The sequence below is a fragment of the Hymenobacter taeanensis genome (assembly GCF_013137895.1).
GTDB classification, from domain to species: domain Bacteria; phylum Bacteroidota; class Bacteroidia; order Cytophagales; family Hymenobacteraceae; genus Hymenobacter; species Hymenobacter taeanensis.
Genome location: NZ_CP053538.1, coordinates 101496 through 120089, shown reverse-complemented (window position 1 = coordinate 120089; position 18594 = coordinate 101496). Strand labels below are relative to the sequence as shown.

General features: G+C 57.5%; 15 protein-coding genes. 8 read left to right on the top strand and 7 right to left on the bottom strand.

Going from position 1 to position 18594, the window contains the following annotated elements:
* Positions 1–93 precede the first annotated feature (93 nt).
* The 4 genes from menB to HMJ29_RS00510 form a co-directional block, all read right to left on the bottom strand.
* Positions 94–918 (bottom strand): 1,4-dihydroxy-2-naphthoyl-CoA synthase, encoded by an 825-nt coding sequence (menB, locus tag HMJ29_RS00525; protein ID WP_171589650.1) that lies wholly within the window; start codon positions 916–918, stop codon positions 94–96.
* A gap of 16 nt (positions 919–934) precedes the next feature.
* Entirely contained in the window at positions 935–2878 is a 1944-nt protein-coding gene (gene menD, locus HMJ29_RS00520) for a 2-succinyl-5-enolpyruvyl-6-hydroxy-3-cyclohexene-1-carboxylic-acid synthase (protein WP_171589649.1), read from the bottom strand.
* A gap of 169 nt (positions 2879–3047) precedes the next feature.
* Positions 3048–4271 (bottom strand): chorismate-binding protein, encoded by a 1224-nt coding sequence (locus HMJ29_RS00515; protein ID WP_171589647.1) that lies wholly within the window; start codon positions 4269–4271, stop codon positions 3048–3050.
* Positions 4268–4699, bottom strand: coding sequence for a hotdog fold thioesterase (locus HMJ29_RS00510; RefSeq protein ID WP_171589646.1), 432 nt, complete (start codon positions 4697–4699; stop codon positions 4268–4270). Before HMJ29_RS00510 ends, HMJ29_RS00515 begins: the two co-directional genes overlap by 4 nt.
* A gap of 209 nt (positions 4700–4908) precedes the next feature.
* Here HMJ29_RS00510 and HMJ29_RS00505 point away from each other — a divergent pair, with 209 nt between their 5' ends.
* Together HMJ29_RS00505 and HMJ29_RS00500 are read left to right on the top strand one after the other, a co-directional pair.
* Positions 4909–5535 carry a histidine phosphatase family protein gene (locus tag HMJ29_RS00505; protein WP_171589645.1) on the top strand — a complete coding sequence of 209 codons (627 nt, stop codon included), beginning with the start codon at positions 4909–4911 and terminating at the stop codon, positions 5533–5535.
* 637 nt (positions 5536–6172) lie between these two features.
* Positions 6173–7930: a pyruvate dehydrogenase complex dihydrolipoamide acetyltransferase gene (locus tag HMJ29_RS00500; RefSeq protein ID WP_171589644.1), complete on the top strand. Its 1758-nt coding sequence runs from the start codon at positions 6173–6175 to the stop codon at positions 7928–7930.
* Between the two features lie 96 nt (positions 7931–8026).
* Here the strand turns inward: HMJ29_RS00500 and HMJ29_RS00495 are convergent, their stop codons facing one another.
* The gene (locus HMJ29_RS00495; protein WP_171589643.1) at positions 8027–8617 is read right to left on the bottom strand and encodes a hypothetical protein; all 591 of its coding nucleotides are present in this window, start codon (positions 8615–8617) and stop codon (positions 8027–8029) included.
* Positions 8618–8789: 172 nt separating this feature from the next.
* On the opposite strand from HMJ29_RS00495, the gene HMJ29_RS00490 reads away from it, so the two are divergent.
* The 5 genes from HMJ29_RS00490 to HMJ29_RS00470 all read left to right on the top strand — a co-directional run bounded on the left by HMJ29_RS00490 (position 8790) and on the right by HMJ29_RS00470 (position 16416).
* A complete protein-coding gene (locus tag HMJ29_RS00490) occupies positions 8790–11339 on the top strand; it encodes a TonB-dependent receptor (RefSeq protein WP_171589642.1) in 2550 nt (849 codons plus the stop codon).
* A 259-nt stretch (positions 11340–11598) separates the two neighbouring features.
* Positions 11599–13935, top strand: a complete 2337-nt coding sequence (locus tag HMJ29_RS00485) for a S9 family peptidase (protein ID WP_171589641.1) — start codon at positions 11599–11601, stop codon at positions 13933–13935.
* A gap of 303 nt (positions 13936–14238) precedes the next feature.
* Complete coding sequence (gene hslV / locus HMJ29_RS00480; RefSeq protein WP_171589640.1) at positions 14239–14775, top strand: ATP-dependent protease subunit HslV; 537 nt, start codon at positions 14239–14241, stop codon at positions 14773–14775.
* A gap of 14 nt (positions 14776–14789) precedes the next feature.
* Positions 14790–15299 carry an STM3941 family protein gene (locus HMJ29_RS00475; protein WP_171589639.1) on the top strand — a complete coding sequence of 170 codons (510 nt, stop codon included), beginning with the start codon at positions 14790–14792 and terminating at the stop codon, positions 15297–15299.
* Between the two features lie 145 nt (positions 15300–15444).
* The gene (locus tag HMJ29_RS00470) at positions 15445–16416 is read left to right on the top strand and encodes a deoxyhypusine synthase family protein (protein WP_171589638.1); all 972 of its coding nucleotides are present in this window, start codon (positions 15445–15447) and stop codon (positions 16414–16416) included.
* An 87-nt stretch (positions 16417–16503) separates the two neighbouring features.
* On the opposite strand, the gene HMJ29_RS00465 is transcribed toward HMJ29_RS00470, so the two are convergent.
* Both HMJ29_RS00465 and HMJ29_RS00460 read right to left on the bottom strand, forming a co-directional pair.
* A complete protein-coding gene (locus HMJ29_RS00465) occupies positions 16504–16977 on the bottom strand; it encodes a hypothetical protein (RefSeq protein ID WP_171589637.1) in 474 nt (157 codons plus the stop codon).
* A gap of 264 nt (positions 16978–17241) precedes the next feature.
* Complete coding sequence (locus HMJ29_RS00460) at positions 17242–18006, bottom strand: hypothetical protein (RefSeq protein ID WP_171589636.1); 765 nt, start codon at positions 18004–18006, stop codon at positions 17242–17244.
* 246 nt (positions 18007–18252) lie between these two features.
* Here HMJ29_RS00460 and HMJ29_RS00455 point away from each other — a divergent pair, with 246 nt between their 5' ends.
* Entirely contained in the window at positions 18253–18582 is a 330-nt protein-coding gene (locus tag HMJ29_RS00455; protein ID WP_171589634.1) for a hypothetical protein, read from the top strand.
* The last annotated feature ends 12 nt before the right edge of the window (positions 18583–18594 follow it).

The window sequence follows — 18594 nt, the reverse complement described above, 5'->3', positions numbered from 1 at the left end:
AAATATAGCCAGCAGTACGCAAATAGAGTAAAAAAGAAACGGCTCGCCGCCGAAGCCACAAGCCGTTTTAAAGAACTAGGCCACTTGAGTCCGTTACGGGAACTTAGGGAACTTCGAGAAGTCGGGCTTGCGCTTCTCGATGAAGGCGTTTTTGCCTTCTTTAGCTTCTTCAGAGAGGTAATAGAGCAGGGTGGCATTGCCGGCCAGCTCCTGGATACCAGCCTGGCCATCCAGCTCCGCGTTGAAGCTTGATTTGAGCATACGCAGGGCCAGGGGGCTCTTTTCGAGGATCTTGTGGCACCACGCTACGGTGGTTTCCTCCAACTGCTCCAGGGGCACTACTTTGTTCACGAGGCCCATATCGAGGGCTTCTTGGGCGTTGTACTGGTCGCAGAGGAACCAGATTTCGCGGGCCTTCTTCTGGCCTACGATGCGGGCCAGATAGCTCGCCCCAAAACCACCATCAAACGAACCCACATTTGGGCCGGTCTGGCCGAAACGGGCATTTTCAGCGGCAACGGTCAGGTCGCAAACTACGTGCAGTACATGGCCGCCGCCGATGGCCCAGCCGGCCACCATGGCTACCACAGGTTTCGGAATAGAGCGAATCATCTTCTGCAGATCCAGCACGTTCAGGCGGGGCACGGTGTCCTCGCCCACGTAACCGCCGTGGCCACGCACGCTCTGGTCGCCGCCCGAGCAGAACGCCTTGCCGCCCTCACCCGTCAGGATGATCACGCCGATATCGGTGCGGTTGCGGCAAATGTCCATAGCCTCAATCATCTCCTGCACCGTGAGGGGCGTGAAGGCGTTGTGCACCTGCGGGCGGTTGATGCTGATTTTGGCGATGCCGCCGTGCTGGGTGAAGAGAATTTCGCGGAACTCCTTAATCGGGGTCCAGGTAAGTTGTTCAGCCATAGGGAATACAGTAGGGCTAAGAGGAAAAGGATGTTCGGACTTGCGCCCGGTAGTGCTCAAAGAACTCGGCGTTGGTGGGGCTGTCGGTGGTGATTTCGAGCAGACTCGCGCCAGATTCTGGTGCAAAGAAAACCGGTAAAGCCGACTCTAGTTCAGCAAAAGACGAAACAGCGAAGTAACGCAGGTTAAAATCGCGGGCCGTGTTCTCGGCGCGCAGCATCTGGCGCGTCTCGAAGAACTCCTCCAGCTCGGGCTGCTGGCGCGGGCCATCAATCATGCGGAAGATGCCGCCGGCGTGGTTGTTCAGCAAAATCACACGCAGATTGGGCGTGGGGTAATTGTGCCAGAAGGCGTTGCGGTCGTAGAAAAACGCTACGTCGCCGGTGAGTAACACCACGGGCTGGTCGGGCATAGCCAGGGCCGAGCCGATGGCCGTGCTGGTGCAGCCGTCAATACCGCTAGTGCCCCGGTTGGCGAATACCTCCACCATCCGGCCTTTGGGCAGGCCTAGAATGTTGGCGTAGCGAACGGCCATGCTGTTGGCGAGGTGCAGAGCGGTGCGGTCGGGCAGCTGTAATAAGGCGCGGTAAATGGCCGTGAATTCGTTGAACGGCTGCTTAGGCTGCCGCATGAACTCCTCCAGGAAATCCGTTGCCCAATTTTCAGCCGCCAGCCACGGCTTCAGATACGCAGCTTTAGCCGTTGCTTCGGTAGCGCTGAGCTGCGAGCCATTGCTAGGCCAGTTCAACCGCACCGGACCAGCAGGCGCTGGGCGCGCGGCCACGCGAGTGGCGTCTGGCTGGGCAATGTGCGCCTCACCCCCCGGCCCCCTCTCCGAAAAAGGAGATGGGGAGCCAAACGACTTGGTTTTGGTTACGTCAGGCTCCCCCTCTCCTGAGGAGAGGGGGCGGGGGGGGTAGGCGCACGCTCCAAAGAAATCTGCCGGCTCCATGCGTACCACTTTCGTCAGCGACTGAAACGTATCGGCCACAGCGCCCGCCGACTGAATGTGCCAGTGCTGTGCTGGTCTAACATTGCGCAGATAGAGCTTAAGGGCTTTGGAGATGAGAGACTGACCAAACGTGATGAGCAGTTCTGGCTTCAACGCTTCTTTCAAGCCTGGCTCGGGTACCGCCATAAATATATCCTGGTGGCCTAGAGGCCGCAGGCGCTGATCAAAATCGGGAGCGGCGGGCAGGTGCAGGTTCGCAATAACATCACCCACCACAGGCACCTGATAGGCCGCCGCAAACTGCCGTAGGGCCAGTAATAGCTCCGTGTTGGCGGGGTGCTGACCACCCACCACCAGCACGCGGCTGTTGCTCCGGATGGCTTGGCGCAGCTCTTGTAGCACACTCTCTGGAAGTTGAGGACGGCCGGGCACTTCGCGGGTAACCTTCACGCGCTCAAACTGCAGCTCCTCGCCAGCCTTGGGGTAAAAGGGCTCCCGCAGCGGAATGTTCACCTGCACGGGGCCAGCCGGAAACTGCTCCGCTAGGCCTATGGCTTCTGATACGATGCGGGTAGCATGCCACTGTGCATCGGCGTGCCCAGTGTCAGCGGGGAAGGTGAAGGTGCCTTTGGCGTGGGCGCCGTATAGGTCGGTTTGCCGGATGGTTTGGCCGTCGAGTTGATCTATCCACTCGGGCGGCCGGTCGGCGGTGAAGAGCACCAGCGGAATCTGCTGAAAGTAAGCCTCTGCCACGGCGGGCGCGTAGTTCAACCCCGCCGTACCCGAAGTGCAAACCAACGCAACGGCCCGCCGCTGAGCCTGGGCCAGGCCTAGGCCTATAAAAGCGGCGGCGCGTTCATCGGGCACCGTGCGCACCTTAATGGCCGGATGGCGGGCAAAGGCAATAGTAAGCGGCGCGCACCGGGAGCCCGGCGACAGTACCACGTCCGTAATGCCTAGCTGAGCGCAGATTTCAGGGATGTTATGAACGGCTTGGAGGGAAGACATATGGGACAGGTGGGCTAAGTAGCTATAAAGGCCGTCATGCTGAGCTTGGCGAAGCATCTCTACTGCTTCGTCGCTGTTCTCGTTCAGTAAATAGTCAGAGGTAGAGATGCTTCGCCAAGCTCAGCATGACGTTCATTTTACTAAACATACATGATATGTATAGGCCAGTTCATTCATGCAAAATGGCCGCCACGGTGCGCAGCTTCAGCTCTGTTTCCTGCCACTCGCGGGCAGGCTCAGAGTCGATGGTGAGGCCGGTGCCGGCGTAAAGGATGGCTTCAGAGGGGTGGAGTTGTAGGCAGCGCAGGTTTACGAACAACCGCGATACGCCCGTTTCCGGCAGGTTCACGGGGCCCAAGAAGCCAGCGTAGTAGGCACGGTCGTAACCCTCGTGGCGGCGCAGGAAATCTAGGGCGGGCTGCTTGGGTACGCCGCCCACGGCAGGCGTGGGGTGGAGTAGGCGGAGCATATCGGTGCCCAGGGTAGGGAAGGGTACTTGGTCGAGGTGCACGGCAAAGTCGGTGCGCAGGTGCAGGAGTTGCCCGGCGGCTACCGTGCGGGGGCCTCGCTCATCATATTCGCGCAGGCGCAGCTGCTTGAAACAGTTCACAATATAGCGGGCTACCATGGCGTGCTCCTCCAGGTCTTTGTGGGCCCAGCGCGCCGTAGCCGGTTTCATGCCGGGCATCAGCGGCTGAGTGCCTGCCAGCGCCATCGTCCGGAACACGTGGTCTTCGGTGATTTCAGCCAGTACTTCCGGCGTAGCACCCAGCCAGGTGCCCACGCCCGGCGCACTCACCAACGACACAAAGGCGTTGGGGTACCGCTCCTGCAGTTCCTCAAAAGCAACCAGCGCATCAAAACCCGCCGGCAGTGGCCTACGCACCGCCCGGCTCGAGACTACTTTATACACCGAACCAGCTTCAATGGCCGCCACCCCAGAAGCCACCAGCTCCTCATACTCCTCGCGTGAGGCCGTGGTGGGAGCGGGCTGCCGGCTCATGTGCCAGGGCAACACCTCCGTTTCGGGCAGCGCCGCAAACCGCTGGCGCAACTCCGGCAGGCGGGCAGCAGCAGCCGGGCTCACCTGTATTTCTTCGGGGGTAGCCAAGTCAAAAAACAGGTCGGCGGGCAGGAATAGGGGCGGATTGTGGTCGGTGTCGCGGAACGGAAAGAACGCAAACCCCGCCGGGGCCGTGGGCTCCAGCGCCGGCGGCAGGCCTACGAAGGCCGCATCTACTTTTAGGCTCAGGCACAGGCGTGGGTGCATGGCATTGGGCAGGCGCCAGAGTGCCACCGGCCGGCCGCTGGTTAGGGCCAGGGCCACCAGCCGCCGGAGCCTGTCCTTCACGGGGAGGTCGGGCTTCCAGGAAATGCGCTGCAGGCTGCTCATGCCTGCGGTTTGCCGGAAGGTAGATCGATTACGGCCATTGTGATGCGACTAATGCATACCAGGGCACCGGTTTCTTCGTGCGTGATTCTGATTTCCCAAACCTGCGTGCTGCGCCCCACGTGCAGAGCGGTAGCCCGCCCGATTACGTGGCCGTCGCGCACCCCCTTTATGTGGTTGGCGTTGATTTCCAGGCCTACACAGGCTTGTTTGGTGGGGTCTAGCTTGGTGAGAGCCCCAATGCTGCCGAGGGTTTCGGCCAGGGCTACGGAGGCCCCACCGTGCAGCAGGCCCATGGGCTGGTGCGTGCGACCATCAACGGGCATACGCCCTTCCAGGTAGTCGTTGGTGAGGGCAGTGAGTTCTATGCCCAGGGCATCGGCGAGGGTAGGGCGGGTGCTAACCCACTGTTTGATTTGCTCCAGCGTCATGCGGGTGAGGGAGGGTTGCTACGTCGTGGAATCATCCTGCGGTGACCAAAGACGTAGTCAGGATAGAAAGGCTCGTTGCTACGATAACCGCTCTAGCGAGAAAAGGTCCTTCGCTCCCCCTCAGATGACAAAGGAAATACGTGTCGGAACACAGCTGTCCAGACGAAATCGCCGTACTTTAACGGCAGAACAGCAAAACTAGGGGGAAAGTGAGCGTCAAAAAAATATACCTGATTCGCCACGGGCAAACCGACTACAACGTGCGCGGCATCGTGCAGGGCAGCGGCGTCGACTCTTCCCTGAATGAGGCCGGACGGCGCCAAGCGGCGCGCTTTTTTGCGGCCTATCGGCATATCTCCTTCGATAAAGTCTACACCTCCCTCCTGCGGCGCACCCACGAGTCGGTGCAAGGATTTTTGGATCTAGGCCTACCCCATGAGCAACACGCCGGCCTCAACGAGATTAGCTGGGGCGTGCGAGAAGGCACTCGCATCACGGCTGAAGAGGACGAAGAATACCACGGCGTGCTGCAGCAGTGGCGCGCTGGCCAAACCAGTGCCCGCCTCCAAGGCGGCGAAAGCCCCGATGAAATGGCCGCCCGGCAGCGCGAGTTTATTGAACTGATGCTGTCGCGGCCCGATGAAGAAACGGTGCTAATTTGCATGCACGGCCGTGCCATGCGGGCTATTCTGTGTCAGCTATTGGGCTACCCATTAAGCCAGATGGATAACTTCGAGCACCACAACCTCTGCTTGTATCAGCTGGATCACACTGGCTCCATGTTCACCGTTCGGGGTTTTCTGGATATGCGACATCTGCAGGATACCTATGCTTAGAATCCGGTGGATAGGAATAGCAGCGCTAGGCCTATTTGCTAGCTGCCAACAGGTTCCAGAAGTATTTGAGCAACCTAAAGCTCAGAAAGCACAGTCAGATGAAGAGCTAGCTGACGATTCTACGCCTTTTGTATGCTACTTCCCGGAGTATTGCTATCAGATTAGTTTTCCTGATAACAAGCCACTACGCATCAGTCACCCAACACTAAAAGGAAAGGTGTTTGTCAGCTTTCTGATAGATACTGATTTGCAAATAAGCCGTGAATATGTGCAGGCAGTCAGGCTGACCTGGAAAGGGTCGGGTGAGCCCCGCTTTTTGGATAATCAAGCCTCCGATTCAACTCAGCTGCAGAGTTTCCTGCCACTAGTGCGGCCCGCTTTACAATCCTTGCAAATCCAACGCTCCACCCGTGCCGACCGCAGCATCTGTGCTCTGGAGCGCTGGGCGGTAGCAGTAACTTTCGAGTGAATAGCCCAGTATGAATTCAGACACTTCTAAAAGCGGGGAGTGGCCTAGCAGGTAAAACAGAGGCGAAAATTCGCTGCTCTAGGCCTGTTGCTAGAAGAACGTCTTTAGTTTGCACCCCCGGATTTTCGGGCTAATTTTGGCCCCACTCAATTCCAACCGAAGAAGCAGATGGCCGAACTCATAAAAATGCCCAAAATGAGCGACACAATGACCGAAGGGGTCATTGCCTCGTGGCTCAAAAAAGTAGGCGATAAAGTGAAATCAGGGGATATCCTGGCGGAAGTCGAGACCGACAAAGCCACGATGGAGCTCGAAAATTACGAAGACGGCACCCTCCTGCATATCGGTCCGAAAGAAGGGGACGCAGTTCCCGTTGACGGTCTGCTGGCCATTGTAGGGAAAGAAGGGGAAGATATTTCGGCTCTGCTGAGTGGCGGTGGTGCCGCTCCGGCTCCGGCCGCTGAAGCTCCTAAAGCAGAAGCAGCGCCAGCCCCGGCACCTGCTCCTGCACCTGCTGCGCCAGCTCCTGCCGCTGCCGCCCCAGCGCCAGCCCCCGCTGCTCCGGCAGCTCCCGCCGGCAATGGCAAAAAAGCCACCATCATCCGGATGCCCAAAATGAGCGACACGATGACGGAGGGCACCATTGCCGCCTGGCTCAAGAAAGTAGGCGACAAGGTGAAGTCGGGTGATATTCTGGCCGAAGTGGAAACCGACAAGGCGACCATGGAGCTGGATAACTACGAAGACGGTACCCTGCTTTATATCGGCCCGAAAGAAGGCGAAGCCATTCCCGTAGATGGCGTTTTGGCTATTATTGGTGAAGAAGGCGCCGACGTGCAGGCCTTGCTCGGTGGTCAGTCGGGTGGTAGCGCAGCTCCGGCCGCGGCTGAGGCGGCACCCGCTTCAGCAACTGCCTCGGCTCCGGCCCCTGCTGCCGCTGAAGAAGCTGCTCCCGCTCAGAACGGTGGCCGTATTTTCGCCTCGCCGCTGGCTAAGAGCATCGCCAAAGACAAAGGCATTGACCTGAGCACTATCAAAGGTTCGGGTGAAAACGGTCGTATCGTTTCCCGTGATCTGGAAAGCGCTCAGCCTGGTGCTGCGGCTTCCGCTCCGGCTGCTGCTCCTGCTTCGCAACCCGCGCAAGCCGCCAACACGCAGTCAGAATACATTCAGGCCGCTCTACCCGAGCAGCCAAAGGCAGCCGCTCCGGCGCCGGCCGCTGCTCCCGCAGCTACGCCCGCCGAGGGTACCTACACCGACACGCCCGTGTCGCAGATGCGCAAGGTTATTGCCCGCCGTCTGTCGGAAAGCCTCTTCACGGCCCCGCATTTCTATCTCACGATGGAAATCCTGATGGACCGCGCCATGGAGGTTCGCACCCAGCTCAACGCGCTGTCGCCGGTGAAACTGTCGTTCAACGACATGGTCATCAAAGCTTCGGCTGTAGCGCTGAAACAGCACCCTGCAGTAAACTCCTCGTGGCTCGGCGACAAAATCCGCCAGAACAAGGTGGTAAACATTGGCGTGGCAGTGGCCGTGGACGAAGGGCTGTTGGTGCCCGTAGTGCGCAACGCCGACGGCAAAGGCATGTCGACGATTGCTACCGAGGTAAAAGAACTCGCTGGCAAGGCCAAGAGCAAGAAGCTGCAGCCTGCTGAGTGGGAGGGAAGCACCTTTACTATCTCGAACTTGGGTATGTTCGGCATCGAGGAGTTCACCGCCATCATCAACCCGCCCGATGCCTGCATCCTGGCCGTGGGTGGCATCAAGCAGACGGCCGTAGTGAAAGATGGTCAACTGGCCATCGGCAACGTAATGAAGGTGACGCTTTCCTGCGACCACCGCGTAGTAGACGGTGCTACCGGCGCTGCCTTCCTCCAGACGCTGAAGTCGCTGCTGGAAGATCCGCTGCGCATGCTCATCTGATAGGCGGTTACGGTGACTGTTACTGCAAATGGGGTCCACTGCTTCGGCAGTGGACCCCATTTGCATATTCATCGGATAGCGGCCTTGGGGTCAGCCCTACCAGACGCGGTACCAGAGTTGGCCGTTCTTCTCGCGGTAAGCCACCAGCCCGGCATCTTTGGCGTACCAGAACCGCCGGATGCGAGTTCTAGCCTCGTAGGGACGGTACACCGTGTCAGGGTTAAACCCGCCCTGCAGCACCTGCGCGTGGGAATGGCCGTTGATAACGGTATCGGCAACCAGGCGGGCCGGCGGGGTGGCCTCGTCATAGAACTTACCCGTGTGGTCGGTTACGTTGATTTCCAGCTTGGCCGGATAGCCCGCATAGCCATGAGACGTGACGCTCAGCATCCGGTTTTTAAAGACTGCCTCAAGGCCATACGCCTCCTGGGTGGAACTGAAGTAGCTGAGGTTGTAGAACTCCGAATGGCCTGTACCAAAGGATGACTTAGAGCCGTAGCTGTATTCCGTTCGTTTCAGGCTCACCTGGAGGGGAGTGGTAGTGCCGGTGGCCGGGTTGCGGAAGATAAGCTGCTCGCCGTCGGTCTGGTGCAGCCAGGCCCGCGTAGTGTCGGGCATAGGCGCGTCTTTGGTACAGCCGGTCAGCAGCAGAAAGACCAGGAGGGACTTTCTGGGGGAGTAACGCATAATCGAAAAAGATTGAAAAGTAGGGAAGGCAAATATTAGGCGCAAAGTTAATGAAGTTCCTGCCCCTAGTACTTGCCGCGGAGCCGGCAGTAAGGGGGCAGGAACTTCATTCAAAATCACCTATACTTGCCGCCTAAGCCGGAAACGACCCGGGCCACTCCTTCTCTCTGTTATGAAACAAACCATCCTCGCTGCCACCTTCTACCTGGGAGCTGCCACGGCCTGGGCCCAGAGCCAGACCATTACGGGCCAGGTACTCGACACCGCCGGCCGGCCCGTCATCGGGGCCACGGTTGTTGAGAAAGGCACTAACAACGGCACGGCTACCGGTAACGACGGCCGTTTTACCCTCCGTACCCGCTCTGCTAACCCGCGACTGCAAGTCAGCTCCATCGGGTATGCCAGCCAGGAAGTAACTGCTGGCGGCGACGAAGTGAGCATTCGGCTGGCCGATGCTTCTACTGGCTTGGGCGAGGTGCAGGTGGTAGGCTCGCGCAGCCAGAACCGCTCCGTCACGGATTCGCCTTCGCCAGTTGATATAATAGACCTACGCGAGGTAACCACCAAAACCGGCCAGCTCGATGTGAATCAGCTGCTGCAATTTGTGGCGCCCTCATTCAACTCCAACCGCCAAACCGGCTCCGATGGCGCCGACCACGTGGACCCCGCCACCCTGCGTGGCCTAGGCCCCGACCAAACGCTGGTACTGGTGAATGGCAAACGGCAGCATCAATCGGCGCTGGTGAACCTGTTTGGCACCCGTGGCCGCGGCAATACCGGCACCGACCTGAACGTGATACCCGCCGCCAGCATTGAGCGCATTGAGATTCTACGCGATGGTGCGGCGGCTCAGTACGGCTCCGATGCTATTGCCGGGGTTATCAACATCGTGCTCAAAAGCTCCGTGAAGGAGCTGACCGCTAACGTGAACTACGGCGCTTACGACGCCAAGTACCGCTTTGATGATGAGAAGCTGGATGGGGGCAACTTCAACGCTAACGTAAACTATGGCATAGGCCTGGGGGAGAAAGGCAGCTTCGTAAATGCCACCCTCGACTACAACCGCCGCGAGCATACTCAGCGGGCCAATATTCCGGCGCCCGATGGCCTGGCCCGCCGCCAATACGGCGACCCACAGATCAGCAACACATCGGCTTACCTGAACTCTCGGTTTGCCCTCACCGACAAATCCTACGTGTACGTATTCGGGGGCGGCAACAAACGCAAAGGCGACGCCTACGCTTGGACCCGTTTCGCAGATGATGACCGCAATGTGCCGGCCATCTACCCCAACGGATTCGACCCCATCATCACCAGCGACATTTGGGATGCTTCTGGAGTGGCAGGCTTACGGACAGCCGTTGGTGGCTGGGAGCTGGATTTGAGCAACAACTTTGGCTCCAACCGCTTCGAGTACGGGGTGCGCAACACGCTGAACGCCTCGCTGGGTGCAAGTTCGCCCACCTCGTTTAACGCGGGTGGTTTCCAGCTCCAGCAGAATGTAGTAAACCTGGGCCTGACGCGTAACTACAAAACGGTATTGCAGGGCTTCAACCTGGCCGCTGGTGCTGAGTGGCGCCGGGAGTGGTATTCATTGTTTGCAGGGGAGGAAGCATCTTACCGTAACTACAACCCCAGCGCCACGGGTGGCTCCCAGGGCTTTCCTGGCTTCCAGCCCACCGATGCCATCAAAGCCCAGCGCGACAACTTTGGGGTGTATGTTGATGGTGAACTGAGCGTAACGCAACGCTGGCTACTAGCCGCCGCCCTCCGCTACGAGCATTACTCCGACTTCGGGGGTACGCTCAACTACAAAGCCTCCACGCGCTACAATCTTACCGAGTTCCTGACCCTGCGCGGCACGTATAGCACTGGCTTCCGGGCGCCTTCGTTGGCCCAAATCAACTTCAATTCTACCTTCACCAACTTTGTGGGAGGTACGCCGGTAGAGGTATTGCTGGCCCGCAACAACAGCGCCGTTACCCAGAAGCTGGGCATCCCCAGCCTAAAGCAGGAAACCTCTAACAGCGCCAACGTAGGCCTCACCAGCCGCATAGGTTCTTCCCTGAGCCTGACGTTGGATGGTTACTACATCAAGGTGAAAGACCGCGTGGTGCTTACCAGCCAGTTCTCCGCCGATGACCCCGTTATCGGTCCCGATCTGCAGGCCCTGAACGTAGACCAGGCACAGTTCTTCGCTAATGCCGCCGATACCCGTTCCCTAGGCCTTGATGTGGTATTGAACCACACGCTTACGCTGGGAGTAGGCCGTCTGAACTCTACGCTGGCCGCTAACTTCAACAAGCTGCGCATTGACCGGGTGCAGACCTCAGGCCGCCTTACGGGCCGGGAGGAGGAGTTCTTCGGGCCCCGGGAGCAGGCCTTCGTGAAAGCTTCCGCGCCGCCTTCCAAAATCAACCTCACCTTTGATTACCAGCTAGGCCGGTTTGGCGCCTTAGTGCGCTTCGTGCGCTTCGATAAGATTACGCTTATTGACTGGAACGGCGACCCAATGAACTACGACAGCCGCATTACCACCGACCTGACGTTAAACTACGCCCTCACCAACCACTTGCAGCTGATTGTGGGCAGCGCCAACGTATTTAACCGCTACCCCACGCTATTTAATCCGCAGCTGACGGAAACGGGAGGCGCCTGGGACCCCGTACAAATGGGCTCTAACGGTCGGTTCTACTTTGCCAAGCTGCAGGCCCGCTTCTGATAGGGGATAGGAGGAAGTAAAAAGACCGTTATGCTGAGCTTGTCGAAGCATCTCTACCGCTCCTCTAGGCCAGTTGATTAGCCAGAGGTAGAGATGCTTCGACAAGCTCAGCATGACGGTTTAGTTTTTTCAGAAATAGACTGGTAGATGTTTGTGGTAAGGCAGCCTTACAAAGTGTCATCAATGGGCAGTAAGCAGAATGTGTGCTACCTTCCGCCTCCGCCGGAACAGGGCGGTTGTCCCACCTTCTCTACACTCTATGCACAAGTATCTACTGGCCCTTTCGGTGGCGGTATGGTTGGCTCCGGCCACCGCCCCGGCCCAGCAGCGGCCCGTTCTCACGGCCCAGGACTACGCCCGGGCTGAGCATTTTCTGAGCTACAATACTCAACCCCTGATAGATGGCAGCGCTGGCCAGCCGCACTGGCTGGCCAATGACCGGTTTTGGTACCGGGTGCTTACTGCCCGGGGCAGCGAGTACGTGCTGGTAGACCCGGCTCGTAAAACCCGCACCGTGGCGTTCGACCAGGCCAAGCTGGCCGCCGCCCTGTCGTCGGCCAGCGGCAAAACCTACGAGGCCAACCGGTTACCCTTCCGTGAGCTCACGTATGCTCCCAATGAGAAATCCATTGCTTTTGCTGCGGCTGGCAAAGCCTGGAAGTATGATGTGCTGACCGGACAGCTGACTCCTGATACCGCGCCTGCCTCGCCCGCCGCCAACGCCGAGAATGAAGTTGTGTCGCCGGACGGGATGCTGGCGGCGTTCATCAAGGACGACAACCTGTGGGTGCGCGATACCAACACCAACCAGCTTACCCAGCTTACCACCGACGGCACCAAGGATTACGGCTACGCCACCGACAACGCCGGCTGGACCCACAGCGACAAGCCGGTGCTGCGCTGGTCGCCCGACTCGCGCAAGATTGCCACCTTCCGCCAGGATCAGCGCAAAGTAGGCGACATGTACCTGGTGACCACTAACGTAGGCCACCCGCGCCTGGAAGCCTGGAAATACCCGCTGCCCGGCGACAAGGACATTGCCACCATTGAGCGGGTGGTAATTGAGGTGAACCCGGCCAAGGTGGTGCGCTTTCAGATGGCCCCCGATCCGCACCGCGGCACGCTCTCCGATGATATTTCCAGCAGCGGCACCTTCGACGACGTGGACTGGAGCCCCGATACCCGGGAGCTGGCTTTCGTCTCGACCTCGCGCGACCATAAGGAGGAGAAATTCCGCATTGCCGACGCCACCACCGGCACCGTGCGCGACGTGTTCACGGAAACCGTTGCCACCCAGTATGAGTCGGGGCAGGGCGCTATCAACTGGCGCTATCTGCCGAAAAGCAAGGAAATTATCTGGTACTCAGAGCGCGACAACTGGGGCCACCTGTACCTGTATGACGCTGGTACCGGCAAGGTGAAGCGCCAGATTACCAAAGGCAACTGGGTAGTGACGAAGCTGCTGCGCGTGGATGAGAAGAAACGGGAGCTGTATTTCCTGGCCGACGGGCGGGAGCCGGGCAACCCCTATTTCACCCACCTGTACCGCATTGGGTTGGATGGCAAGAACCTCAAGCTGCTCACGCCCGAGGCTGGCAACCACCAGGTTACCCTTTCGCCCTCGGGCAACTACTTCATCGATACCTACTCCCAGCCCGACAAGCCGGGCCAGACGGTGCTGCGCTCCGCCGACGGTAAGCTACTGGCAACGCTGGAGAAAACAGACATTTCCCGTCTCACCGCTAGTGGCTGGAAAGCACCAACGCCCATCACGGTAAAAGCCGCCGACGGGCAGACTGACCTTTATGGGCTGATGTTTACCCCCACGAACCTAGACGCCCGCAAGAAGTACCCCATCATCGACTACATCTACCCCGGTCCCCAGGGTGGGGGCGTGGGCAGCTGGTCGTTCAGCGCCGCCCGCAGCGACCATCAGGCCCTGGCAGAGCTGGGCTTTGTAGTGGTAGTAATTGAAGGTAGCTGCAATCCCTTGCGCTCCAAGAGCTACCACGATGCCTGCTACGGCAACATGGCCGAGAATACGCTGTCGGACCAGATAACCGGTATGCGCCAGCTGGCTCAGAAGTACCCCTACATCGATGTGAACAAGGCCGGCATCTGGGGGCACTCGGGTGGGGGCTATGCTACCGCTGCTGCCATGTTCCGCTACCCTGAGTTCTTTAAAGTGGGCATTTCGGAATCAGGCAACCACGAAAACCGCAACTACGAGGACGACTGGGCCGAACGGTACATCGGCCTGCTCAAAACCAACCCCGCCGACGGCACCACTAATTATGACAACCAGGCCAACGCCACTTTCGCTAGTAACCTGCAGGGTAAGCTAATGCTGGCCCACGGCCTAATGGACGATAACGTGCCGCCCTACAACACGTGGCTGGTAGTAGAGGCCCTTACCAAGGCTAATAAAAGCTACGACTTAGTCGTGTTCCCGAATGCCCGCCACGGCTACGGTATCTACGGCCCTTATATGATGCGCCGCCGCTGGGACTATTTTGTGGAGCACCTGGCTGGGGCAGTGCCGCCGCAGAATTATGAAATGAAGCCCATGGCTGACCCACGCAACGCAGTGCAGTAGTGGCCTAGAACAACAGAAAAGAACGTCATGCTGAGCGCAGCCGAAGCATCTCTACCTCTGGCTAACTCAACTGGTCTAGGCTTCTGCAACGAAGCGGTAGAGATGCTTCGACAGGCTCAGCATGACGTCCTTTTCTGTTGTCCTAGTGTTTCAACTACCTCTAACCCCTCCTCATCTGAGGTAGGGAACTAGCTTTTAGCTTCAATCTGCATAGTAATTACTTCTGCTGGGCGTTGCCGTCGGATTCCCGTAGCTTTGCGCCTCCCTGCTGAAAAAACTGTTTTTACTATTTCTGACTCCGCCATGAGAATCCGTTCCACTACCGTGCTAGGCGTGCGCCACAATGGCGAAATTGCCCTCGGCGCCGATGGCCAGGCCACCATGGATAAGCACGTGGCCAAGAGCAACGTGCGCAAGGTGCGTAAGCTGCAAGATGGCAAAGTGGTAACCGGCTTCGCCGGCTCCACCGCCGATGCTTTCATGCTACTCGATAAGTTTGAGGAGAAGCTCAACGGCTACGGCGGGCAGCTGCGTCGCGCTGCCATTGAGCTGGCCAAAGAGTGGCGCAAAGACCAGTACCTGCGCAAGCTGGAAGCCATGATGGTAGTAGCCGACAAAGACGAGCTGCTCATCATTGCCGGCACTGGCGACGTGCTGGAGCCGGACTTCGACGTGGCGGCCATTGGCTCGGGCGCTATGTATGCCCAGGCGGCGGCCCTGGCCCTCAAGAAGCACGCCCCCCATCTCACGGCCCGCCAAATGGTGGAAGATGCCCTGCACATTGCGGCCGACATCTGCATCTACACCAACCACAACCTGATGATTGAAGAGCCCAGCTAGGCCACTCCTGCGTCATGACTGAGGACCTGATTTACCACAACTCCCGCAAGCGCCATGCCCTACTCACCCTGGGCGCGCTTGTATTTGTAGCCATGGGGGTATTCATGATTGTGACCAAGGGCTACTGGGGCCAGGGGATAATAACCATTCTATTCTTTGGTACCGGCGCGGCCGTCGGGGCCTGGCAGTTTTTTGATACGCGGCCCCGCCTGCAAATCAATGACGAAGGCATTCTGGACCGCACGCTGGGCGTAGGCCTCATCCCGTGGACCGACATTATGGATGCCTACGTTCGGTCTATCAACCACGAGTACTTTATCTGCCTGCAGGTGCTGAATGAACAGGCCTACCTAAACCGTCTACCACCTCTGAAGCGCAAGCTGGCCAATGCCAATGAGGCGCTGGGCTTTACGCCGCTCTCCATCAACCTGAGTGGTGTGGATCTTAACCCCGAGCAGCTGCTAGAATACATCCTGAAACAGAGCGCAGCCGCGCAACTCTCCCCAAACAATTTCACGGAATAAGCCGGCTCTAGGCCTCCTTTTGTGAGCAACCCAGCCCTGATAGTACGCTATTCAGAATCTTCGATATAGTGACTTTGTATTGAACGATTCCGGGCTAATAATTGATTGTAAAACGCACACCCACAAGTACAGAACACACGACTCAATGAACGTAACGAACTTCCTCAAGCACCACTACCGCCACTTCAACGCCGCTGCTCTGATTGATGCCGCCGAAGGCTACAACAAGCACCTCGCCGAAGGTGGCAAGATGATGATTACCCTCGCTGGCGCCATGAGCACCGCCGAAATGGGCATCCAGCTGGCCGAGCTGATCCGCCAGGACAAGGTGCAAATCATCAGCTGCACCGGTGCCAACCTGGAAGAGGATATCTTCAACCTGGTAGCCCACGACTTCTACGAGCGGGTACCCAACTACCGCGACCTGACGGCTGCCGACGAGCAGGCCCTGCTGGAGCGCCACATGAACCGCGTAACCGATACCTGCATTCCCGAAGAGGAGGCTATGCGCCGCCTGGAGCACTCAGTACTGAAGTTCTGGGAGCAGGCCGATAAGGCTGGTGAGCGGTACTTCCCTCACGAGTTCTTCTACCAGATCCTGAAGTCGGGCGAGCTGGAGCAGTACTACCAGATTGACCCCAAAGACTCTTGGATGCTGGCTGCCGCTGAGAAAAACCTGCCGATCATCTGCCCCGGTTGGGAAGACTCTACGCTGGGCAACATCTTCGCGGGCCATGTTATCAGCGGTGATATCCAGAACGTACACACCGTGCGTACCGGCATCGAGTACATGATTTACCTGGCCGACTGGTACACCCAGCAGGCTACCGAGGAAAGCAAAGTAGGCTTCTTCCAGATTGGCGGCGGCATTGCCGGCGACTTCCCCATCTGCGTAGTGCCCATGCTGCACCAGGACCTGGGCCGCACCAGCGTTCCGCTGTGGGGCTACTTCTGCCAGATTTCGGACTCGACCACTTCGTATGGCTCGTACTCCGGTGCCGTGCCAAACGAGAAAATCACCTGGGGCAAACTAGGCCAGGACACGCCTAAGTTCATCATCGAGTCGGATGCTACCATTGTAGCGCCACTGGTATTTGCCATGGTACTAGGCCAGTAATTGCTGCTTAAATCAACAAGTAAAAAGCCCGCCGCTGAATATCAGCGGCGGGCTTTTTTAATAAAATTAATCTTTCGCATGTTGATGCTATGTCTTTTCTAACGCCACAATTTTCTTAATTATAGTATCCCTATTCTTCGCAGACAGCATCCATTGAGGAAGCCGACTTTGTAAACTCTGATTACTCCATCCGTGTGGCGTTTGAATCCGTTCACGCAACATTGCACCTAAGTACTGCTTAAGCCAACTCAAATGAGTCAAATTATAAGCATACAGAACTTCACCTTTATACTCTGATTGATACCAAAGAGGATAGCGGAAGAAGCTATCAACAGCCGGGCCAGAGAGAATGCCTTCATACCGATCATAGTTTGAGTGAGCAGTTACAAAAGAGCTTGTGTTGCCATCCCAAACTCTATGGGATAAGCAGCTAGTGCAAATAAATGAGGCTTTCCAGACGCTGATGTAAGAGGAAGTTACTTGAGCTTTCGAACCACATTTAGGACAAACAACCGAAATATTAGTCATGAATTCAATCAGAGAGCGATACTCAAATTTCATGGAGTCTTGGTCTGGTTTGAATATTCAAATAATTTTTACGCTAGCTCAGCCATAAGTATCTCTCGAGATAAACTCACGAGCTAAAAGGCCTGACTCAAATAGAGCATCAGGTCCTGTTGTTCTTTTACGATGCTGAAGCGATTCACTTGATTGGTGACACTCATTCTGCGTTGATCGGCGCCAATAATATCGGAGTAGCTTATGGTGACAAGGTACTTACCTATCTTCCGTTGCCACTAAGGTTCAAGGCTAAGCCAAATTAGCCTAAATACCTGAAGTATTAAGCCACAGATTCAGCCCTGGCGTGGCGGCGTTGGCGCGCTTTACGTAGGCCTGTATGCGTTCCGGAGAGCCAGAGTAATTGGCCAGCAGGAGCAACGCTCGGGCACCTGCTGATACCTGCGGCGGCTCTGGTAGGCCGTTGGCGGCAATGGTAAACTGTGAGTATACGCCCGGCGTCAGGGTAGTGGGGGTAGCCCCGAGCCGCTGCAGGGAGTCGCGTAGTACTGAAACGGATGCCTGGGCTTGCGGCAGCATGGTGGTAGCGTAGCCCCACACGATATTCTTGGGCATAAAACGCAGCTCTGGCAACGGTGCTTTTACAATGCTGGGGTCGTTGCTGGTGATGCGAAGTAGGTCTTTCTGGATTTCCAGAGTGCCGGTGGTGCTGCGGCTGCCGGCTTGCAAACGCAGGGAATAAGTGCCTGCCCCAAACTCCGAGATATCAAAGCTGGCCCGCGCTGGCCCGGTTGACGTCAGGCAAAAACCAGACGGAACGACTACACCCGTAAAAGCGAAGTTCAGCTGGTTATTAGCCCGTTCATAACGGGTACCTAGGCCATAGTTGGAACACGCGTACTGGCCCTGGTCTTGGAAGTTAAGGTAGAGTTTGCGTGTCTGTCCTTCGCGGCTTTCCAAAGCCTGCACTTGAATAGGGCCGACGAAATCATCAGCGGGTTTAGGGGCAACATCGGTGTCGCAGCCAGTGAGCAATAGGAAGGAGAAGAGGGCCGCGTAATGAAGGCGCATAGGAAAAGCAAGCATGAAAGGTAGCTAGATCAGCTCCTATACAAAGCAGCGCTACGCATAGGGAGAGCCACCTTACAGAGCAAACGTTGCATGCTATACTCACTTGCTTGTATGCGGCAGCAATGAGTAAGGTAGCGTAGGCCTGTTCAGAATGGCCTAAACCATTATATAGCGGGAGCAGTATTTAGGAAAGGCGAGTGCGAGGCGGCAGCTACGTACCTTCGTGCTCGTCTTTCCCCCTCCGCCATGAGCCTTGATATTGCTAGCTTCCTGCTTCACACGCCTGAGTCTGAGAAGACAACCGTGTTCATTCATATTGATGAAGAAACGGTAATTCCTTACGAGGCCCTGCTAGTGGCTCAAACGCGCTTTCGGAAGCTGTTTATTACGCTTGAGCCCAAGCGCCGCTACCTCACTCACACGCAGCTGCCCGATGAGGAACAGCCCGAAATAGATTTTCTGCAGGAGTACGAAGAAGTAGAAGCCCTGCTGGAAGATGCCGGCCTCGACGGCATCCACGACGGCGAGCAGGGCATCTTATACCATAACCTGCTCTATTTGCTGATGAACCCATAAGGGCCGGGTGCC